This window comes from Castellaniella ginsengisoli (assembly GCF_040955415.1).
In the GTDB taxonomy this organism is placed as follows: Bacteria; Pseudomonadota; Gammaproteobacteria; order Burkholderiales; family Burkholderiaceae_B; genus Castellaniella; species Castellaniella ginsengisoli.
Map to the genome: position 1 here is coordinate 614,040 of NZ_CP158257.1, position 15,310 is coordinate 629,349.

15 protein-coding genes and 1 tRNA gene are annotated in these 15,310 nt (G+C 63.5%); 4 read left to right on the forward strand and 12 right to left on the reverse strand.

Annotated features, from left to right (window positions below):
* Positions 1–2 precede the first annotated feature (2 nt).
* Genes araD1 through chvE form a run of 4 tightly spaced genes read right to left on the reverse strand, consistent with a single transcriptional unit; the run spans position 3 to position 4,808 of the window.
* Complete coding sequence (gene araD1, locus ABRZ00_RS02900) at positions 3–992, reverse strand: AraD1 family protein (RefSeq protein WP_368642805.1); 990 nt, start codon at positions 990–992, stop codon at positions 3–5.
* 5 nt (positions 993–997) lie between these two features.
* The gene (gene mmsB, locus ABRZ00_RS02905; protein WP_368641203.1) at positions 998–2,188 is read right to left on the reverse strand and encodes a multiple monosaccharide ABC transporter permease; all 1,191 of its coding nucleotides are present in this window, start codon (positions 2,186–2,188) and stop codon (positions 998–1,000) included.
* A gap of 7 nt (positions 2,189–2,195) precedes the next feature.
* Positions 2,196–3,716 carry a multiple monosaccharide ABC transporter ATP-binding protein gene (gene mmsA, locus ABRZ00_RS02910; RefSeq protein WP_368641202.1) on the reverse strand — a complete coding sequence of 507 codons (1,521 nt, stop codon included), beginning with the start codon at positions 3,714–3,716 and terminating at the stop codon, positions 2,196–2,198.
* Positions 3,717–3,755: 39 nt separating this feature from the next.
* Complete coding sequence (gene chvE / locus ABRZ00_RS02915) at positions 3,756–4,808, reverse strand: multiple monosaccharide ABC transporter substrate-binding protein (RefSeq protein ID WP_368641201.1); 1,053 nt, start codon at positions 4,806–4,808, stop codon at positions 3,756–3,758.
* A gap of 133 nt (positions 4,809–4,941) precedes the next feature.
* Between chvE and ABRZ00_RS02920 the strand changes: the two genes are divergently transcribed.
* Positions 4,942–5,904 (forward strand): LysR family transcriptional regulator, encoded by a 963-nt coding sequence (locus ABRZ00_RS02920; protein WP_368644423.1) that lies wholly within the window; start codon positions 4,942–4,944, stop codon positions 5,902–5,904.
* A gap of 118 nt (positions 5,905–6,022) precedes the next feature.
* On the opposite strand, the gene ABRZ00_RS02925 is transcribed toward ABRZ00_RS02920, so the two are convergent.
* Together ABRZ00_RS02925 and ABRZ00_RS02930 are read right to left on the reverse strand one after the other, a co-directional pair.
* Positions 6,023–6,107, reverse strand: a tRNA-Leu gene (locus ABRZ00_RS02925).
* Between the two features lie 42 nt (positions 6,108–6,149).
* Positions 6,150–7,139, reverse strand: a complete 990-nt coding sequence (locus ABRZ00_RS02930) for a GlxA family transcriptional regulator (protein ID WP_368647825.1) — start codon at positions 7,137–7,139, stop codon at positions 6,150–6,152.
* A 245-nt stretch (positions 7,140–7,384) separates the two neighbouring features.
* Between ABRZ00_RS02930 and ABRZ00_RS02935 the strand changes: the two genes are divergently transcribed.
* Complete coding sequence (locus ABRZ00_RS02935; RefSeq protein ID WP_368641198.1) at positions 7,385–8,773, forward strand: L-serine ammonia-lyase; 1,389 nt, start codon at positions 7,385–7,387, stop codon at positions 8,771–8,773.
* Between the two features lie 62 nt (positions 8,774–8,835).
* Here ABRZ00_RS02935 and ABRZ00_RS02940 read toward each other — a convergent pair whose 3' ends face one another.
* The gene (locus ABRZ00_RS02940) at positions 8,836–9,171 is read right to left on the reverse strand and encodes an STAS domain-containing protein (protein ID WP_368641197.1); all 336 of its coding nucleotides are present in this window, start codon (positions 9,169–9,171) and stop codon (positions 8,836–8,838) included.
* 234 nt (positions 9,172–9,405) lie between these two features.
* Here ABRZ00_RS02940 and ABRZ00_RS02945 point away from each other — a divergent pair, with 234 nt between their 5' ends.
* Together ABRZ00_RS02945 and ABRZ00_RS02950 are read left to right on the forward strand one after the other, a co-directional pair.
* Positions 9,406–9,984: a hypothetical protein gene (locus ABRZ00_RS02945; RefSeq protein ID WP_368641196.1), complete on the forward strand. Its 579-nt coding sequence runs from the start codon at positions 9,406–9,408 to the stop codon at positions 9,982–9,984.
* Positions 9,985–10,172: 188 nt separating this feature from the next.
* Positions 10,173–10,754, forward strand: a complete 582-nt coding sequence (locus tag ABRZ00_RS02950) for an RNA polymerase sigma factor (protein ID WP_368641195.1) — start codon at positions 10,173–10,175, stop codon at positions 10,752–10,754.
* A gap of 61 nt (positions 10,755–10,815) precedes the next feature.
* On the opposite strand, the gene sctC is transcribed toward ABRZ00_RS02950, so the two are convergent.
* The 5 genes from sctC to sctS form a co-directional block, all read right to left on the reverse strand.
* The gene (sctC, locus tag ABRZ00_RS02955; RefSeq protein WP_368642804.1) at positions 10,816–12,678 is read right to left on the reverse strand and encodes a type III secretion system outer membrane ring subunit SctC; all 1,863 of its coding nucleotides are present in this window, start codon (positions 12,676–12,678) and stop codon (positions 10,816–10,818) included.
* A 71-nt stretch (positions 12,679–12,749) separates the two neighbouring features.
* A complete protein-coding gene (locus ABRZ00_RS02960) occupies positions 12,750–13,148 on the reverse strand; it encodes a CesT family type III secretion system chaperone (protein WP_368641194.1) in 399 nt (132 codons plus the stop codon).
* A gap of 4 nt (positions 13,149–13,152) precedes the next feature.
* Positions 13,153–14,205 carry a type III secretion system export apparatus subunit SctU gene (gene sctU, locus ABRZ00_RS02965; protein WP_368641193.1) on the reverse strand — a complete coding sequence of 351 codons (1,053 nt, stop codon included), beginning with the start codon at positions 14,203–14,205 and terminating at the stop codon, positions 13,153–13,155.
* Positions 14,202–15,002 carry a type III secretion system export apparatus subunit SctT gene (gene sctT / locus ABRZ00_RS02970; RefSeq protein WP_368641192.1) on the reverse strand — a complete coding sequence of 267 codons (801 nt, stop codon included), beginning with the start codon at positions 15,000–15,002 and terminating at the stop codon, positions 14,202–14,204. The genes sctU and sctT overlap by 4 nt, the downstream gene beginning before the upstream one ends.
* Positions 15,003–15,043: 41 nt before the next feature.
* Positions 15,044–15,310 carry a type III secretion system export apparatus subunit SctS gene (gene sctS / locus ABRZ00_RS02975; RefSeq protein ID WP_368641191.1) on the reverse strand — a complete coding sequence of 89 codons (267 nt, stop codon included), beginning with the start codon at positions 15,308–15,310 and terminating at the stop codon, positions 15,044–15,046.

Here is a 15,310-nt window from a genome sequence, read left to right on the forward strand (position 1 = left end):
CATCAAAGTCGTTCGATCTGGACAGGGCGGGTTGCGGCGGGACACTGCTCCAGAGGGTTGCGCAGCGGCAGGCCGAAGACCGGCGAGACGATTTCAAAGACATCGCCGTGATCCACGCGGATCTCGTCGGCAAAGGACAGCGTGGCCGTGCCGAAGAAGTGCACATGCACATCGCCCGGCTGGCGGAACACGTCGTATTTGAAGTGGTGATGCTCCAGGTTGCCGAGGCTGTGGGACATATTGTCTTCGCCCGATACGAAGGGTTTTTCCCAGCGCACCTGGCCCTGGCGCAAGATGCGGCTGGTACCGGCGACATGGGCGGGCAAGCCGCCCAGCAGCAGTTCAGGGCCGAAACTGGCGGGCCGCAATTTGGAATGGGCCAGCCACAGGTAGTTTCCCCGCTCGGTCACGTGGTCGGAAAATTCATTGGCCAGCGCAAAACCCAGCCGGCGGGGCACCCCGTCGGGTGCGATCAGATAGATGCCGGCGATTTCGGGCTCCTCTCCCGCATCCAGCGCAAAGCCCGGTGAACGCAGGATCGCGCCCGGGGCAACGGCCGTGTGCCCATTGCCCTTGTAGAACCATTCGGGCTGCACCCCGATCCGGCCGGGCTGCGGCTTGCCGTCCTCCATGCCCATGCGAAACATTTTCATGCTGTCGGTCAGGGTTTCCGGATCGCTCTTGGCATGCATGGCATTGCGTGTGGACGCACTGCCCAGATGGGTCAACCCGGTTCCGGTCAGATGCATGTGCGCCGGATCGGGATGATCGATGGGCAGCAACAAGCGCCCCTCGGCCAGCGCGCGCGCCAGATCGACAGGCTCGCCCTTGCCACGCGCCGCAATCTCCTCTTCCAGCAGGCGGCCCTCAGCCAAAGCAGTCCGGGCCAGCGCATAGATCGAGTCAGCTTCGGGCACGATCCAGGCCGTTCGCCCTTCTCGGGCCGCCACGGCCCGTTCGCCGTTGCCCCGGCGGATCTGGGAAAGCAGCATCATGCTTATGCTCCTTTGTTCTTGTTGTAAACATCGAAAAATACGGCCGCCAACAGGACCAGCCCTTTGATCACCTGCTGGTAGTCGATGCCGATGCCGATGATGGACATGCCGTTGTTCATCACGCCCATGATGAAAGCGCCGATGACAGCCCCCATGATCCGCCCGGACCCGCCGGACATCGAAGCGCCGCCAATGAAAACGGCGGCGATGACGTCCAGTTCGACGCCGAATCCCGCCTTGGGCGTGGCCGTGTTCAGCCGGGCGGCAAAGATGAGACCGGCCAGGGCCGCCAGCAGGCCCATGTTGACGAAGGTGAGAAACGTGAGGCGTTCGGTGCGAATCCCGGACAGCTTGGCCGCTTTTTCATTGCCGCCCACCGCATAGATGCGCCGGCCAATGACGGTGCGCTCGGTGATGAAAAAATAGATGGCGGTCAGGACCACCATGGATACCAGCACATTGGGCAGGCCTCGGAACGAGGCCAGCTTCCAGCCGATGAAGAGCATGGCCGCAGCCATCAAGGCATTGCGCAGCAGAAAGAGCCCGATGGGTTCGTCCTCGATGCCATAAAGGGCGTTGTGCGCCCGCCCGCGCAGGCCTTGCCACAAGATCAGCAGCACGGCGGCCAGACCGGCGATGAACGCCGTCAGGTTGGGACGGCCCGGGCCGATGAAATCGGGGATGAAACCCGTGGAAAGCGCCTGGAAGCTGCGCGGAAACGGCCCGACCGATTGACCTTCCAGCAGCCACAGCGACAGGCCGCGAAAGATCAGCATGCCCGCCAGCGTGACGATGAAGGACGGAATCCTCCAGTAAGCCACAAAGTAGCCGTGGATGGCGCCGATCAGCATGCCGCACAAGAGACAGGTGACGATGGTCAGGCCCACGGGCATTTCGTAGGGGACGATCATCATGGCGGCCAGCGCGCCGATGAAACCCATGATCGAGCCCACGGACAAATCGATCTGGCCCGAGATGATGACGAGCAGCATCCCCAGCGCCATGATGATGATGTAGCTGTTCTGCAGGACCAGATTCGTGATGTTGACCGGCCGCAGCAGCGTACCGTCCGTGGCCACCTGGAAGAAGGCCATGATGGCGATCAGGGCGAATATCAGGCCGTAATCGCGCATGTGCTGCGCCAGATAGGCGCCGATCCGATTCGGCGGATTGAGTGTTTCCGAGCGGTTCATGATGCTCCTATTTCCTGACGATCAATGACATGATGAGTTCTTGCGAAGCCTCGTCCGCGGACACTTCACCGACGAAAGCCCCCTCGCTCATGACATAGATGCGGTCGCACATGCCCAGCAGCTCGGGAAGCTCCGAGGAGATCATGACCACACCTTTCCCGGCCTTGCTCAAGTCGTTGATGATTCCGTAGATTTCGTATTTCGCCCCCACATCGATGCCGCGTGTGGGTTCATCCAGGATCAGCACCTCGGGTGCCGTGAACAGCCACTTCGAAAGCACGACCTTTTGCTGGTTCCCGCCGGACAGATTCGCGACCTTCTGAAAGACCGAAGGGGTGCGGATGCGCATGGCCTGGCGGTATTGCTCGGCGACGGCGGTTTCCTGAGCACCGCTGATGACGCCCCACGAAGCGACGGCCTCCAGATGGGCCATCGTCGTATTGCACCGGATGGTTTCCTCCAGGATCAGGCCCAGGCTCTTGCGGTCTTCCGTGACATAGGCCAGGCCGGCGGCAATGGCACGAGGCACGGACGACGTGTCGACAGGCTTGCCGTGCATGAAGACGCTGCCGGTGATGCGGCTGCCCCAGGAACGGCCGAACAGACTCATGGCCAGCTCCGTGCGTCCCGCCCCCATCAGCCCCGCAATACCGACCACCTCGCCCGCATGCACCCGCATCGACAAATCCCGGATGACTTGGCGATCGCGATACTCGGGGTGCCAGACGTTCCAGTGGTCGACCTCCATGGCGACCGGGCCGCATCGCCGCTCACGTGCCGGGTAACGATGCGACATATCGCGCCCCACCATGTCACGCACGATGCGATCTTCTGTGATAGCTTCGCGCCCGGCATCCAGCGTGGAGATGCTGGCGCCATCGCGGATCACGGTGACGCGATCGGCCACGCGGCGCACTTCGTTGAGCTTGTGGGTAATGATGATCGACGTCACGCCTTGGGCCTTGAGATCCAGCAGCAGGTCCAGCAAGGCCTGGCTGTCGGTTTCCGATAGCGCGGCGGTGGGTTCGTCCAGGATGAGCAGCCGGACGTTGCGCGACAGTGCCTTGGCGATTTCGACCAATTGCTGCTTGCCGACGCCCAGCGTCTCCACACGAGTGCCGGGCGCTTCTTTCAGCCCGACCTTATCGAGCAGTTCCCGGGTCGCCTGAAACGCCTCGGCCCAGTTGACGCAGCCATACCGGCCTCGCTCGTTGCCCAAATGGATGTTTTCCGCGATGGACAGCAAGGGCACCAGGGCCAGTTCCTGGTGAATGATGATGATTCCGCAGGCTTCGCTGTCACGGATGGAACGAAAACGGGCCACCTCGCCTTCGTAGACGATTTCACCTTCGTAGCTGCCCGCCGCATAGACGCCGGACAGCACCTTCATCAGCGTCGACTTGCCCGCACCGTTCTCGCCGCAGATGGCATGGATCTCGCCTTCCCTGACCTGCAGATTGACCTGATCGAGCGCCTTGACCCCTGGAAAGGCCTTGGTGATGGCGCGCATCTCCAGTAACGGCATCATGGTGTCCCCCGATGCGTGGAATGTATGGGCACGCACGGCTCACTGAACCTGATCCAGGCTGTAATAACCCGAATCCACGAGCACGCTTTTCCAATTGGAAGCGTCCACGGGCACCGGATCCAGCAAATAGGCGGGAACGACTTTCACACCGTTCTCGTAGGTGGTCTTATCGTTGATTTCCGGCTCGCCCTCTTTGAGCAGGGCATCGACCATGCCGACCGTCACCGCCGCCAGCCGGCGAGTGTCCTTGAATACAGTGGCGTATTGCTCTCCCGCCAGGATGGATTTGATCGAAGGCACTTCGGCATCCTGCCCCGTCACAATCGGCATCGTCTGGCCGCCCGAGCCGTAGCCCACCCCTTTGAGCGAAGACAGGATGCCGATGGACATGCCATCGTAGGGCGACAGAACGCCGTGCACGGCCTGCTTGGTGTAGTTGGCCGACAGCAGGTTATCCATGCGCGCCTGGGCAGCCGACCCATCCCAGCGCAGCGTGCCGACGCGGTCCATGCCGGTCTGACCCGAAGGGATGACGATATCCCCCGCATCGATCAACGGCTGCAGCACCGACATGGCGCCGTCGTAGAAGAAGTAGGCATTGTTGTCATCCGGGCTGCCACCGAACAACTCCACATTCCACGGATGCACGCTGCCGAAGCGGGCCTTCAAGCCATTGACCAGGCTGGTGGCCTGGAGAACACCCACCTTGAAATTGTCGAAAGTCGCGTAGTAATCCACGTTCGGGCTTTCGCGGATCAGGCGATCATAGGCAATGACCGGGATGCCGGCTGCCGCGGCATTCTCCAGTACGTTGGACAGTGTGGTGCCATCGATGGCGGCGATGACCAGAACATCGGCGCCCTTGGTGATCATGTTCTCGATCTGCGACAACTGGTTCGGGATGTCATCCTCGGCATATTGCAGATCGGTCTTGTAGTGGGCCGCCTGAAACTGCTCGACCATGGACTGACCGTCCGCGATCCAGCGTGCCGACGACTTGGTCGGCATCGAAATGCCGACCGTCTGAGCCTGAACGCCCGAAGCAATAAGGGGGGTTGCCAGCAATGCTAGCGCTATCTTCTTATAAAGCATGTCTTCCTCCTGGTTGTAGCCGGCTGGTGGAATACCGCCGCATTGGCCTCTCACCGGGCCTTGCAAGCATGGTAGCAATCCACTGACATAACGGTAAAATAATATATTCATCATTTAACATAGCAAAATGGATATGAATAAACATCCAGCCAGGTGGCTCAAGCCATCGCAATTGCACTTGCTCTCGGAAATTGCGACCCATGGACAATTACAGCTGGCGGCGGACGCCATGGCCGTGACCCAGCCTGCCGCCTCGCGCATGCTGGCTGAAGTCGAGCGGCAACTGGGGGCGCCCGTGTTCGTCCGCCGGCCCAAGGGGATGGAACCGACGCAGGAGGGGCGTGCCGTCCTGCGCCGGGTCGAGGTGGTGCTGCGCGAGATGCGCAGCATGGTGGCGGATGTGGATTTGCTGCAGCAGGGCCTGGCGGGTTCGGTCAGCGTGGGGGCGGTGACCGGGCCGGCCGTGAGCCATCTGGTCGCAGCCATCCGAGAGATCAAGTCCACCGCGCCCCGCGCCGAGATCTCCGTCGATGTCATGCCATCGCGTGACCTGCTGCACCAGTTGATGGCGGGGAAAATGGACTTCGTGCTGGCCCGCATCCTGCCTGAATTCGACAGCCATGCTTTCGAAATTACGCCGATGCGCGATGAAAGAATCGTGATCGTGGCCCGCGCCAACCACCCCCTGGCCCGCGCGCACGTCGTGACGCTGACAGAACTATCCAGTTACGAATGGATCATGCAACAGCGCGGAGCGCCGATTCGAGAAGCGATAGTGAATGCATTCGCCCAAGTGGGATTACCCGAACCGCACAATGTCGTCAGCAGCCCTTCGGCCCTGCTGAGCATGGCCTACCTGGCCCAAAGCGATGCGGTCACCCCCATGGTGCAGGAGGTGGCCTCATTGCTGATTCAGCCCCCAATAGGGGCGGGTTTTTCCGTGCTGAACCTGCCTCACGACATCCGCGTCTCGCCCTATTACCTGCTTCGTCTGCGGCGCCGGCCATTGACGCCGCTGGCCTTGTCCCTGCGCGACGGCTTGCTTGCACGGTCCAACGACCCCGACCTGGCCCGTTGTTATGCGAGTGATCTGTAGAGGAATCCATGCCAAAGCATCTACCGCTCATCGCTCCGGCAGGAATTTAGCCCAAGCTTTTTATTTATACGAAGGGGCCGGAATCGAACCGGCACGCCTTGCGGCGGGGGATTGAGAGTGGTGCCCGGGGCCGGAATCGAACCGGCACGCCTTGCGGCGGGGGATTTTGAGTCCCCTGCGTCTACCAATTTCACCACCCGGGCAGGGTCGGCGCGATAGAGCATCGCACCGGAAAAGGATCGTCATTATACGGTGTTTTTCTCGTTTGCTCGCCGCCAGGCGCCGGGCGCCATGCCGTGGATGGCGCGAAAGGCCCGCCCCATGTGGGCGGCATCGGCAAAACCGCAATCCGAGGCGATGGCTGCAATGGTCTTGTCGGTGTGGCGCAGCATCCAGGCCGCCTGGCGCAGGCGCACGCCGCGGGCGTAGGCCTGCGGCGTGGTGTCCAGGTGCTGGCGGAACAAGCGCTGCAACTGGCGGGCGGACAAGCCCAGGCGCCCCGCCAGGTCGTCCAGGCCGGGGATCTGGCCGGCGTACTGCTCGATGACCAGTGCGGCGCGGCGCACGGCGGGCGGGCTGTCGGCGGGGATGCCGGGCGGCGGGGGCTGGATCTGCCCGCTTGGCGCGCCGCCCGCCTCGAACTGCAGGCAGCGCAGGGCGCGGCGCACGTCGGCCTCGGGCAGGTGGCGGCGCAGGATGCGCGCGGCGACGTCGGTGACGGCGGCCCCGCCGGCGCAGGTGATGCGCCGGCGGTCGAACACGGCCGGGCGTTCGGTGACGATCCGCTCGGGTGCACTGGCGGGAAAGCGGTCCGTGAAATCGCGGTACTGGTCGCCGCCTACGCACAGCCGATGGCCTGCCAGCACGCCGGCCCGCGCCAGCGGATAGACGGCATTGCACAGCCCCACCAGGTGGCGCCCTCCCCGGGCCGCCTGGCGCAGCCAGGCCGCCAGCGCCGGTCCGGCCTCGGCCGCCGGCGCCAGCGGGCCGCCCACGAGCACCACGTAGTCGAACCGCAAGGGATCGCCCAGCAGATCGGTCGGCACGACCTGGATGCCGCTGGCCGAGCGCACGGGAATCAGGGTGTCGGCAACCACTTCCCATGCGCAGGGGCCGGCGGTGTCGGTCTGGGCGTCCAGCGATCCCAGCAGATCGGCAAACGCGGCAAATGCCCCCATGGTGAACTGCGGCAGCAGGACGAAACCTATGCGGACTGAAATGTCGTCTCTGTTCATCTAAAACCTATTTCAGGTCGTTTCTATTCTATAGAAAACAGATTTACTTTTCTTCATGAAGCGAGTGCTCCATCGCTCAATGAATCATAGCGCATGATATTCATGTGCTATGTCGCTTTTATTCAATCAAGAATTTGCCAAATCACTAGAATCGGAGCAAAGCACCTGGGCGGGGGCGCAGGTTCCAGCAACCCGGCTCTCGCCTCGGCATCCCTCCAACCGTCTACGCGCACAGGAGAACCATCATGGCGCTGTCGGTCTTCGACATCTTCAAAATCGGCATCGGGCCATCCAGTTCACACACGGTGGGGCCGATGCGCGCCGCCCGCAACTTCGCCCGCAATCTGGACGCCCGCAAGCTGCTGCCCCGGGTCGCCAGCCTCAATATCCAGCTCTACGGTTCTTTGGCGGAAACCGGGGCGGGGCACCGCACCGATATGGGCATCATGCTGGGCCTGATGGGCGAGGCCCCGGATACAGTCGATCCCGCCGCGATCAACGCGCTGGTCAGCGCCGTGGCGCGCACTCGCCAGATCACCCTCTGGCGCAGCCACACGATTGATTTCGATCCCAAGCAGGCCTTTTCGGGGCGGGTCAAGCCCATGCCGGAGCATCCCAATGGCATGCGCTTCATTGCGCTGGATGCCGGCGGCGCGACCGTGCTGGACGAACGCTATGTCTCGATCGGCGGCGGCTTCATCCGTGCGCTGGACAGCATCGAGACGGACGAGACCGTGCCCGAGCACGATCCGATGCCCTACCCTTTTTCCACGGGCGACGAGCTGATGGCCGCCTGTGAACGGCACGGCCTGACCATCGCCCAGTTGATGATGGCCAATGAATCCACCCTGCGCACGCCCGAGGAGGTCCGCGCGGGGGTGCTGCGCATCGCCCAGGTGATGGACGCCGCCATCGACCGGGGTTGCGGCCTGCGGGGCTCCGTCACTGACGAGATCCTGCCGGGCGGGCTGAAGGTCCGCCGCCGCGCCCCGGCACTGTATGCCCAGTTGAAAGCCAGCCCGAAGCGGGAAGACGACGTCATGTTCGCCATGGATTGGGTCAATCTGTACGCCATGGCCGTGAACGAAGAAAACGCCGCCAGCGGCCAGGTGGTGACGGCGCCGACCAACGGGGCCTCCGGCCTGCTGCCCGCCGTGCTGCGTTACTACCGCACGTTCGTTCCCGGCTGGTCCGAGGATGGCGTGGTGGATTTCCTGCTGACGGCGGCGGCCATTGGTTTCCTGTACAAGGAAAACGCCTCGATCTCGGGGGCCGAGGTCGGCTGTCAGGGGGAAGTGGGCGTGGCCTGTTCGATGGCGGCAGCCGGGCTGACCGCCGTGCAAGGCGGCACCGTGGCCCAGATCGAGAACGCCGCGGAAATCGGCATGGAGCACAATCTGGGCCTGACCTGCGATCCGGTGGGCGGCCTGGTGCAGATCCCCTGCATCGAACGCAACGCCATGGGCGGCAACAAGGCCATCAACGCTTCGCGCCTGGCCTTGCACGGCGACGGCAAGCACCACGTTTCGCTGGACACGGTCATCGAGACCATGCGCCAGACCGGCGCCGACATGAAGTCGAAATACAAGGAAACTTCGCGCGGCGGCCTGGCCGTGAACGTCGTGGAGTGCTGAACGCCGCCCCTAGGCGGGCCTGCCGCATCGGCCCGGGCGGCCCATGCGCACGGGGCTGACCCTCAGTTGAGCGCGGCGACGGCTTCGGCGCGCGTATCGCAGACCTTCAGGATGGCCAGAAAACCGCTGATCTCGAAGACTTCCCGCACATTGGGCTGGATGTCGCACAGGATCAGCGCGCCGCCGGCCTGCTTGAGTTTTTTTGCAAGCAGCAGCACGACCCGCAGGCCGGCGCTGGAGATATAGTCCAATCGAGCCAGGTCGAGTACGATGCGTTGCTCGCCTTTATCGACCTGCGCCATCAGGTCGGCCTCGAAGGCGGCGGCATTGGCGCTGTTGATCAGACCCTCGGGCTGGAAAATAAGCGCGGTTCCGGACTTTTCGATGGCAAAGGGCATGGCTGATTGGAATGGACGAGGAAACCGACCCTTATCATACGCGAAACAACCGTCCGGTGGCGCGCCGTGCCCGGGCGCGCGGGCCGGCTTTGCGAGGGCGCGCAAGCAAAAGATACCTTGGAAAGATCAAGGTACAGCACGGGTGGAACCTTTCCGATACCCTGGTTACCAAGTGTGCGGTGCCGGTTTTTTAGCATGTGGTCCGACACCCCGTCCGTCCAACATGTCTTTCTTATGAATATCAACCCAACCACTTCGCTTTCCTCGCAAGGAAGCCCGAGCCTGGAACACTTCGAGACCGCAGCGCTGGGATCCGAAGCCGTTTATATTTCCGTCTCGGGGCAATCCATGCAGGTGCTGGGCACCGGCACGACCCCCGGCGGGCGCAGCGTCGCCTGGGTCGCCCCCGACGTCGATACGACCCGCCTGTTCACCGAGGCGCTTGCGCACAGCTACGGTACCGGCATCACCCAGGCCGTTGCCCGCGAACTGGGGCTGGAACCCAGCCCCGGCAAGCCGTTGTCTTCGCGCGCGGTGTCGCAGGCGCTGGACATGGCGCAGACGTCAAGCCAGGCGCTTTCGGGCGTGGATTTCGTGACCCGGCTGGATCATTCTGCCAGCGCCCGGGGCGCCGGATTCCTGTCCGCCTGCCGTGCGCTGGCGATCGACCCGTCCTCCCTGAGCCCGCAGCGCCTCCAGGAGGTCGATGCGGCCATGCAGCTTCGCTTCGATCAGGCGGCCGCCCAAGGGCAAAGTCCGGTTGCGGCCGAGACGGCCCAAGGCTGGATGCGCGACCTGCTGCGGCAAGGCTGAGCACCGGCAAAGCCTTCAACGGCTTGTGGTATCAGCATGTTTCAAGAACGCCCATATCCGGTGTTCTAGGGGTAAATCCAGCGATTAACCCCATTGAGATCAGTGGTATAAACATACTTACCTTTGTTGCTAAGCTTCACGGCATGGGCCTGTCGCTTCAGCAACTGTGTTGGCCGCTGAGTCTCTCCATGAGTTCCTCTTTTGATCCTGATGACGCCCTGGCGCCATCCGCCTCTCCAACGGCCTCGGCCGAAGAAAGGCTTTTTCGCGACCTGGTTCAAGAGCATAGCGTTCGCCTGCAACGCTTCATCGTCCGGCATATCGGAAACACCAGCGAAGCCGAAGACCTCGCCCAGCAGGCCTTTACCGAAGCCGCCCGATCCTACCGGACCTTCCGCGGCGAGTCGCAGCTGTCGACCTGGTTGTACGGCATCGCGCTGAACCTGGTCCGCAACCATCTGTCCCGGGCGCCGGAACGCCGCTACGACTTTGTCGGAGACAGCGGCCTCGCCGACTTGGCCTCCGAATCGGTCACGCCCGAGCAAGCCGCCGAACAATCCCAATCCATGCGCCTGCTGCAGGAGTCGCTGGACGAGCTCCCCGAAAGCATGCGCAGCATCCTGCTGCTGGTCGGGCTGGACAACCTGTCCTACGAGGAAGCGGCCGCCCTGCTGTCGGTTCCTATCGGCACGGTCCGCAGCCGCTTGTCGCGGGCACGCACCGCGCTGCGCGACAGGCTCGAGAAAAAAGGCTTGACGCTGAATTTCTAGCACCCCGCCGGCCGGCATCGGAAAAACGGGCCGCAGGACATCCGTCCGCGGCCCTGCCGTTTCACCGGACCGGCTGCAACTCCACATGCACGGCCGTGCCGGCCACGGCGGCGGCCCCCCCGCGCGGCATGTCGGCATCCCCCAACGCTTTGGATTCGACATACGCGGACCCGACCCGCACGGGGCCGGTCACCGCCGCCTCGCGCACGGCTTCGAAGCGCACGCGCGTCTGCTGCCCCTGGATCAGATCGAGGTATTCGCCTGCGCTCATGGGCTTGCCATGATCGGGCCAGGTAGCGCTCAGGGCGGGACCGGTGTCGCCGGACTGCAGGCGCGGCGGCGCCACGGGATGGCCCTCGATCGACACCACGCGCGGCCGCAGCAGGAACAGGCGCTCGCGGCGCTGCGTGGTCTTGCTCTTGCTGGAAAACAGCGCACCCAGCAAGGGGATGTCGCCCAACCCGGGGACCTTGTCGATCTGCTGGCTGTCCTGGCTGCTGTTATAGCCGCCGACCAGCAAGGTTTGCCCGTCGTTCACGATGGCCAGCGTGCTGATGCTGCTCTTGCGCACCGTCGGCAGCGTGCCGATCCTGCGCTCATCCTGGATGCGGCCGTCCTCGATGTCCACCGTGAGCTCGACTTGGCGCCGATCGCCGCTGCCCTCGATGTAGCGCGGCGTCACGCGCAGCGATGTGCCCACCGTGACAGGCGTGACCGTGGCCACACGCTCGCCCGTGGTCTGGATGTAGAACGTATCCGACAGATCGATGAGAGCGCCCATGTTGTCGGCCGTCAGGATGGATGGCTGCGACAGGATATTGGCCGCCCCCTTGGTTTCCAGGGCATGCAGGCGGGCCGCCAGCACATTGCTGATGGACAACCCCAGGGTGCCGGGGGACAGCGAGGCGGCGCTGTCCAATGGCAGTCCATTGCTGGGGCTGAGGCCGAAATCGCTGTAGCCGAAGGTCGCGTTCCCCGCATGCGCCCCCCAGGTCACGCCCAGTTCGCTGACGTTGTCGGAGTTCACATCCACGATCATCGCCTCGATCTCGATCAAGGTGCTGGGCACGTCGAGCTGCTCGATGAGCTGCCGGTAGATGGGGATGCGATCAGGTATGTCTTGCACGATGATGGCGTTCAAGCGGGGGTCCGCCTGAACCGTCGGCTCACGGAACCGCAATCCCGAAGCGCGGCGCCGGGGCTCCGACGCCGTCGAGCCGCCTCCGGCAGGCGCAGCCGGGGCGCCACTCGTCTCGCCATCCGGGCCGGCGAACACCGGCGGATTCTCGCGCAGCGGCGCGGCCACCGCAGTCAGGGTTTCATTGTTGGCGCCGGAGCCCGAGCCCAGGATCAGATTGCGCAAAACCGTCGCCAAGCCCGGCGTCACAACGCTTTCCGTGCGGTAGCTGACGGTGCGATCATTGACCGAGGCGTGTTTCAGGCGGAATACCACCACCTGCTGCCCACCCGCGCCCAGCGGCAATGCCGCCACCATTTTCTGCACCAGCTTGACATAGGCGGGCGGGCCGGAGACCAGGGCGATCCCCTGGTCATCCAGCTCTCCCCAGCCGAAGCGAGGATCGAGCACGCCCAATTCCATCAAGGCATCGCGCAACGCCGTGATCGAGCTCCCCATGGCGCTGATCGAGCGCGTCACCATGGCGCTGGCGGGGCTGACGAACAACGTGCCCGAATAGACGAACCAATTGAAGCCGTACACGCCGCCCAGCCGGTCCATGAACTCGGTGGGCGTGGCGGCGTTGAACCGGCCGTTGACCGTGCCCGTGACGCCGGGGGCCAGTTCCAGGGCCAGGCTGAACCCCCCGGCGAACTGCCGCAGGACACTCTGCAGGCTTTCCTCCTCGGCGTAATAGCTGTAGGCGGCCATCGGCCAGTTCGGCGCGGCCCGGGCGGTCGTGCCCATCAGGCACAAGGCCAGCGCGCAGGCGGGAATCCAACGTGTAAACAAAGCAGCTCCTGTATATCGTGTGATCATCATGCCGCCCGACGCACCGCATTCGTCCAGAACGACAGGGCATTGGCGAAGTCGCCCACGGCTTCGTCCAGTCCCACGGCATCGGTATCGGGACGCACCATTTGTTGCAGCCACACGGCGTCTTCGTCCGGATCGACCACACAGGTCGAGGGATGATTGCTTAGCATGCCGGCGGCCTGCCGGCCGATTTCGGCAAGAAGCCGTTCGCGCTCCAGTCTGTCCGACGGCAATGAGCACAGCCGCGCGCTGATCGCCAGCCAGCCGTTGCGCGCCCCCAGCAGGTGCACGCGGTACTTGTCGTCGATCCGGATCGTGAGGCGTCCGTCGGCGCGCACGCCGTCGGCAAGGCCATGGCGGGCGGCATAGTGCGCGATCAGGGGATGGGATGGGACGGTCATCGTTCTACTCCGGTGATTCCGCTGCCAGCTTGCGCACCAGGCGCAGCACTTCGGCGACGGGTTCGATGAGTTCGCTCGGGATGTATTGATCCAGTTGGGCGTCGGCCATCAAGGCCCGCGCCAGGGGGATGTTCTGCATGACGGGCACACCGGCCTCGCGCGCGGCGCGCATCATTTCCATCGCAAGCGCGCCTTCGCCCTTGGCCAGCACCACGGGCAGCGGCGTCTCGTCCTCGTCGTAATAGAGAGCGATCGCCAGATGCGTCGGGTTGGTCACCACCACCGTGGCCTTGCGCGCGCTCTGGACGGCGCCCTGCATGACCATTTCCTGGTGCAAGTGCTTGCGTTTGCCCTTGATGTGGGGATCGCCTTCCATTTCCTTGTATTCCTGCTTGATCTCTTCCTTGCTCATCATCAGTTGCTTGCGATGCTGCATGCGCTGCCAGACGAAATCGGCCAGGGAAATGATGACGTAGGCGAGCGCCACGTTGGTGATCAGCGTGCGCAGCATGCCGCCCACCCCGGTCTGCAGGCCGGCCAGGCCGCTATGCGGCACCGACATCAACTGCGGCAGCGCATCGCGCACCACCAGTGTGACCAGCACCGAGAGAAAGATGATCTTGAGCGCCGATTTGAGGAATTCGACCAGGTTCTTCTTTGAGAAGATGTTCTTAAGATTGGACGCGGGGTTCAGCTTCTGGCCGGAGGGAATCAGCTTCTTGAAAGCCAGCACGATGCCGACCTGCAGGAATTCGCTGAACATGCCGATGCCCAGCACGATCAGGAAGAAGGGCAGCAACAGCGTCAGGGCCTCGCGCAAGGTGGCGTCCAGCGCGGTCTTGAGTGCGATGTCGAAGGGCATGCCCGTCAGGCCCGCCGGCACCAGCAGGATCCGGCCCAGCGATTCGATCAAGTTCGTGGCGTTGCCCAGCATATAGCCGAAGAGGGCCAGGATCAGCAAGGTCTGGGTGAAATCCTTGCTGTGCGCGACGTCGCCCTTTTCGCGGGATTCCCGCAGTCGCTTGGCGCTCGGCTGTTCGGTCTTCTCTCCGCTCATGGAAGCCTCCATTGTTCGTCGAGGAAAGGCAGGATGCCGGGAATGCCGCGCACCGTATCGCCGGCATACTCAAACAGCGGGCTCATGTACAGCACCAGCACCAGCAACGCCAGGGCGCTCTTGATGGGCATGGCCAGAAAGAACACCTGCAACTGCGGCGCGAAACGGCTGACCAGGGCCAGACCCAGTTCGGCCAAAAACATCGCCACGATGGCCGGCGCGGCAAATAGCAGCACCATGCGCATGAAACGGCTGAGCTGGTCCAGCATCAGCGGGATGCTATCGGTGCGCAAGGTCGGCGACCAGGACCAGAGGTCCCAGAGTCGGAAGCTGTCGTAGAGCAGCGACAACATCAGCGTGAAACCGCCGGCCACCAGGAAAAACACCATGAACGCCTGATTGAACAGAATGCCCAGGGGCGAGGAATCGTTGCCCGTGGCCGGATTGATGACGGCGCCCAGGCTGGCGCCGCGCTGGTTGTCGACGACGAAGCCCACCGCCTCGAAGATCCAGAAGGGAATCGCCACCATGAAGCCCATCACCAGGCCGATGAAGACCTCCTTGGCAATCAGCAGCAGCAGGCCGACCGTGCCCAGGTCCATCTCCGCATAGCGCGGCATCACCATGGGCACCAGCACCAGCCCCAGCCCGGCGCAGATGCCGTAGCGCAGCAAGCCCGGCAGCAACTGCCGGTTGAACAGGGGCAGCATGCCGCACATGGCCAGGAGCCGGGGCTGCGTCAGCGCCCAGGACCCCAGGAACACGTTGATTTCCGCATAGGCCGCGCCGGTGAGCATGTCTTCGCAACTCCTTGATCAGTAGGAACAGACCCTGGTTCTCAGCGTATCTTGTGGAACAGTTCGAACACGGACACGGCGTAGTTGTAGAGCTCGCCGCTGATCCAGCGCGCCGTGAGCAGCAGGGTGATGAACACGGCGATCAGCTTGATCGCAAAGGACAGGGTCTGCTCCTGTATCTGCGTCAGCGCCTGGAACAACGAAAACAGCGTCCCCACGATGGCCGCCACGGCGATCGGCGGCAGCGACAGCCACAGGGTCAGGTACAAAGCCTGGGTCATGTAGGAGACGATATCGACGGTACCCAT

Coding starts and splice junctions, on each gene's coding strand:
- sctC (WP_368642804.1), bottom strand. CDS start 12,678: ATGGGCACGACCGCCCGGGCCGCGCCGAACTGGCCGATGGCCGCCTAC.
- ABRZ00_RS02920 (WP_368644423.1), top strand. CDS start 4,942: ATGAATAAACATCCAGCCAGGTGGCTCAAGCCATCGCAATTGCACTTG.
- ABRZ00_RS02945 (WP_368641196.1), top strand. CDS start 9,406: ATGAATATCAACCCAACCACTTCGCTTTCCTCGCAAGGAAGCCCGAGC.
- araD1 (WP_368642805.1), bottom strand. CDS start 992: ATGCTGCTTTCCCAGATCCGCCGGGGCAACGGCGAACGGGCCGTGGCG.
- chvE (WP_368641201.1), bottom strand. CDS start 4,808: ATGCTTTATAAGAAGATAGCGCTAGCATTGCTGGCAACCCCCCTTATT.
- sctT (WP_368641192.1), bottom strand. CDS start 15,002: ATGCTCACCGGCGCGGCCTATGCGGAAATCAACGTGTTCCTGGGGTCC.
- sctS (WP_368641191.1), bottom strand. CDS start 15,310: ATGGGTACCGTCGATATCGTCTCCTACATGACCCAGGCTTTGTACCTG.
- sctU (WP_368641193.1), bottom strand. CDS start 14,205: ATGAGCGGAGAGAAGACCGAACAGCCGAGCGCCAAGCGACTGCGGGAA.
- mmsA (WP_368641202.1), bottom strand. CDS start 3,716: ATGATGCCGTTACTGGAGATGCGCGCCATCACCAAGGCCTTTCCAGGG.
- ABRZ00_RS02960 (WP_368641194.1), bottom strand. CDS start 13,148: ATGACCGTCCCATCCCATCCCCTGATCGCGCACTATGCCGCCCGCCAT.
- ABRZ00_RS02930 (WP_368647825.1), bottom strand. CDS start 7,139: ATGAACAGAGACGACATTTCAGTCCGCATAGGTTTCGTCCTGCTGCCG.
- ABRZ00_RS02935 (WP_368641198.1), top strand. CDS start 7,385: ATGGCGCTGTCGGTCTTCGACATCTTCAAAATCGGCATCGGGCCATCC.
- mmsB (WP_368641203.1), bottom strand. CDS start 2,188: ATGAACCGCTCGGAAACACTCAATCCGCCGAATCGGATCGGCGCCTAT.
- ABRZ00_RS02940 (WP_368641197.1), bottom strand. CDS start 9,171: ATGCCCTTTGCCATCGAAAAGTCCGGAACCGCGCTTATTTTCCAGCCC.
- ABRZ00_RS02950 (WP_368641195.1), top strand. CDS start 10,173: ATGAGTTCCTCTTTTGATCCTGATGACGCCCTGGCGCCATCCGCCTCT.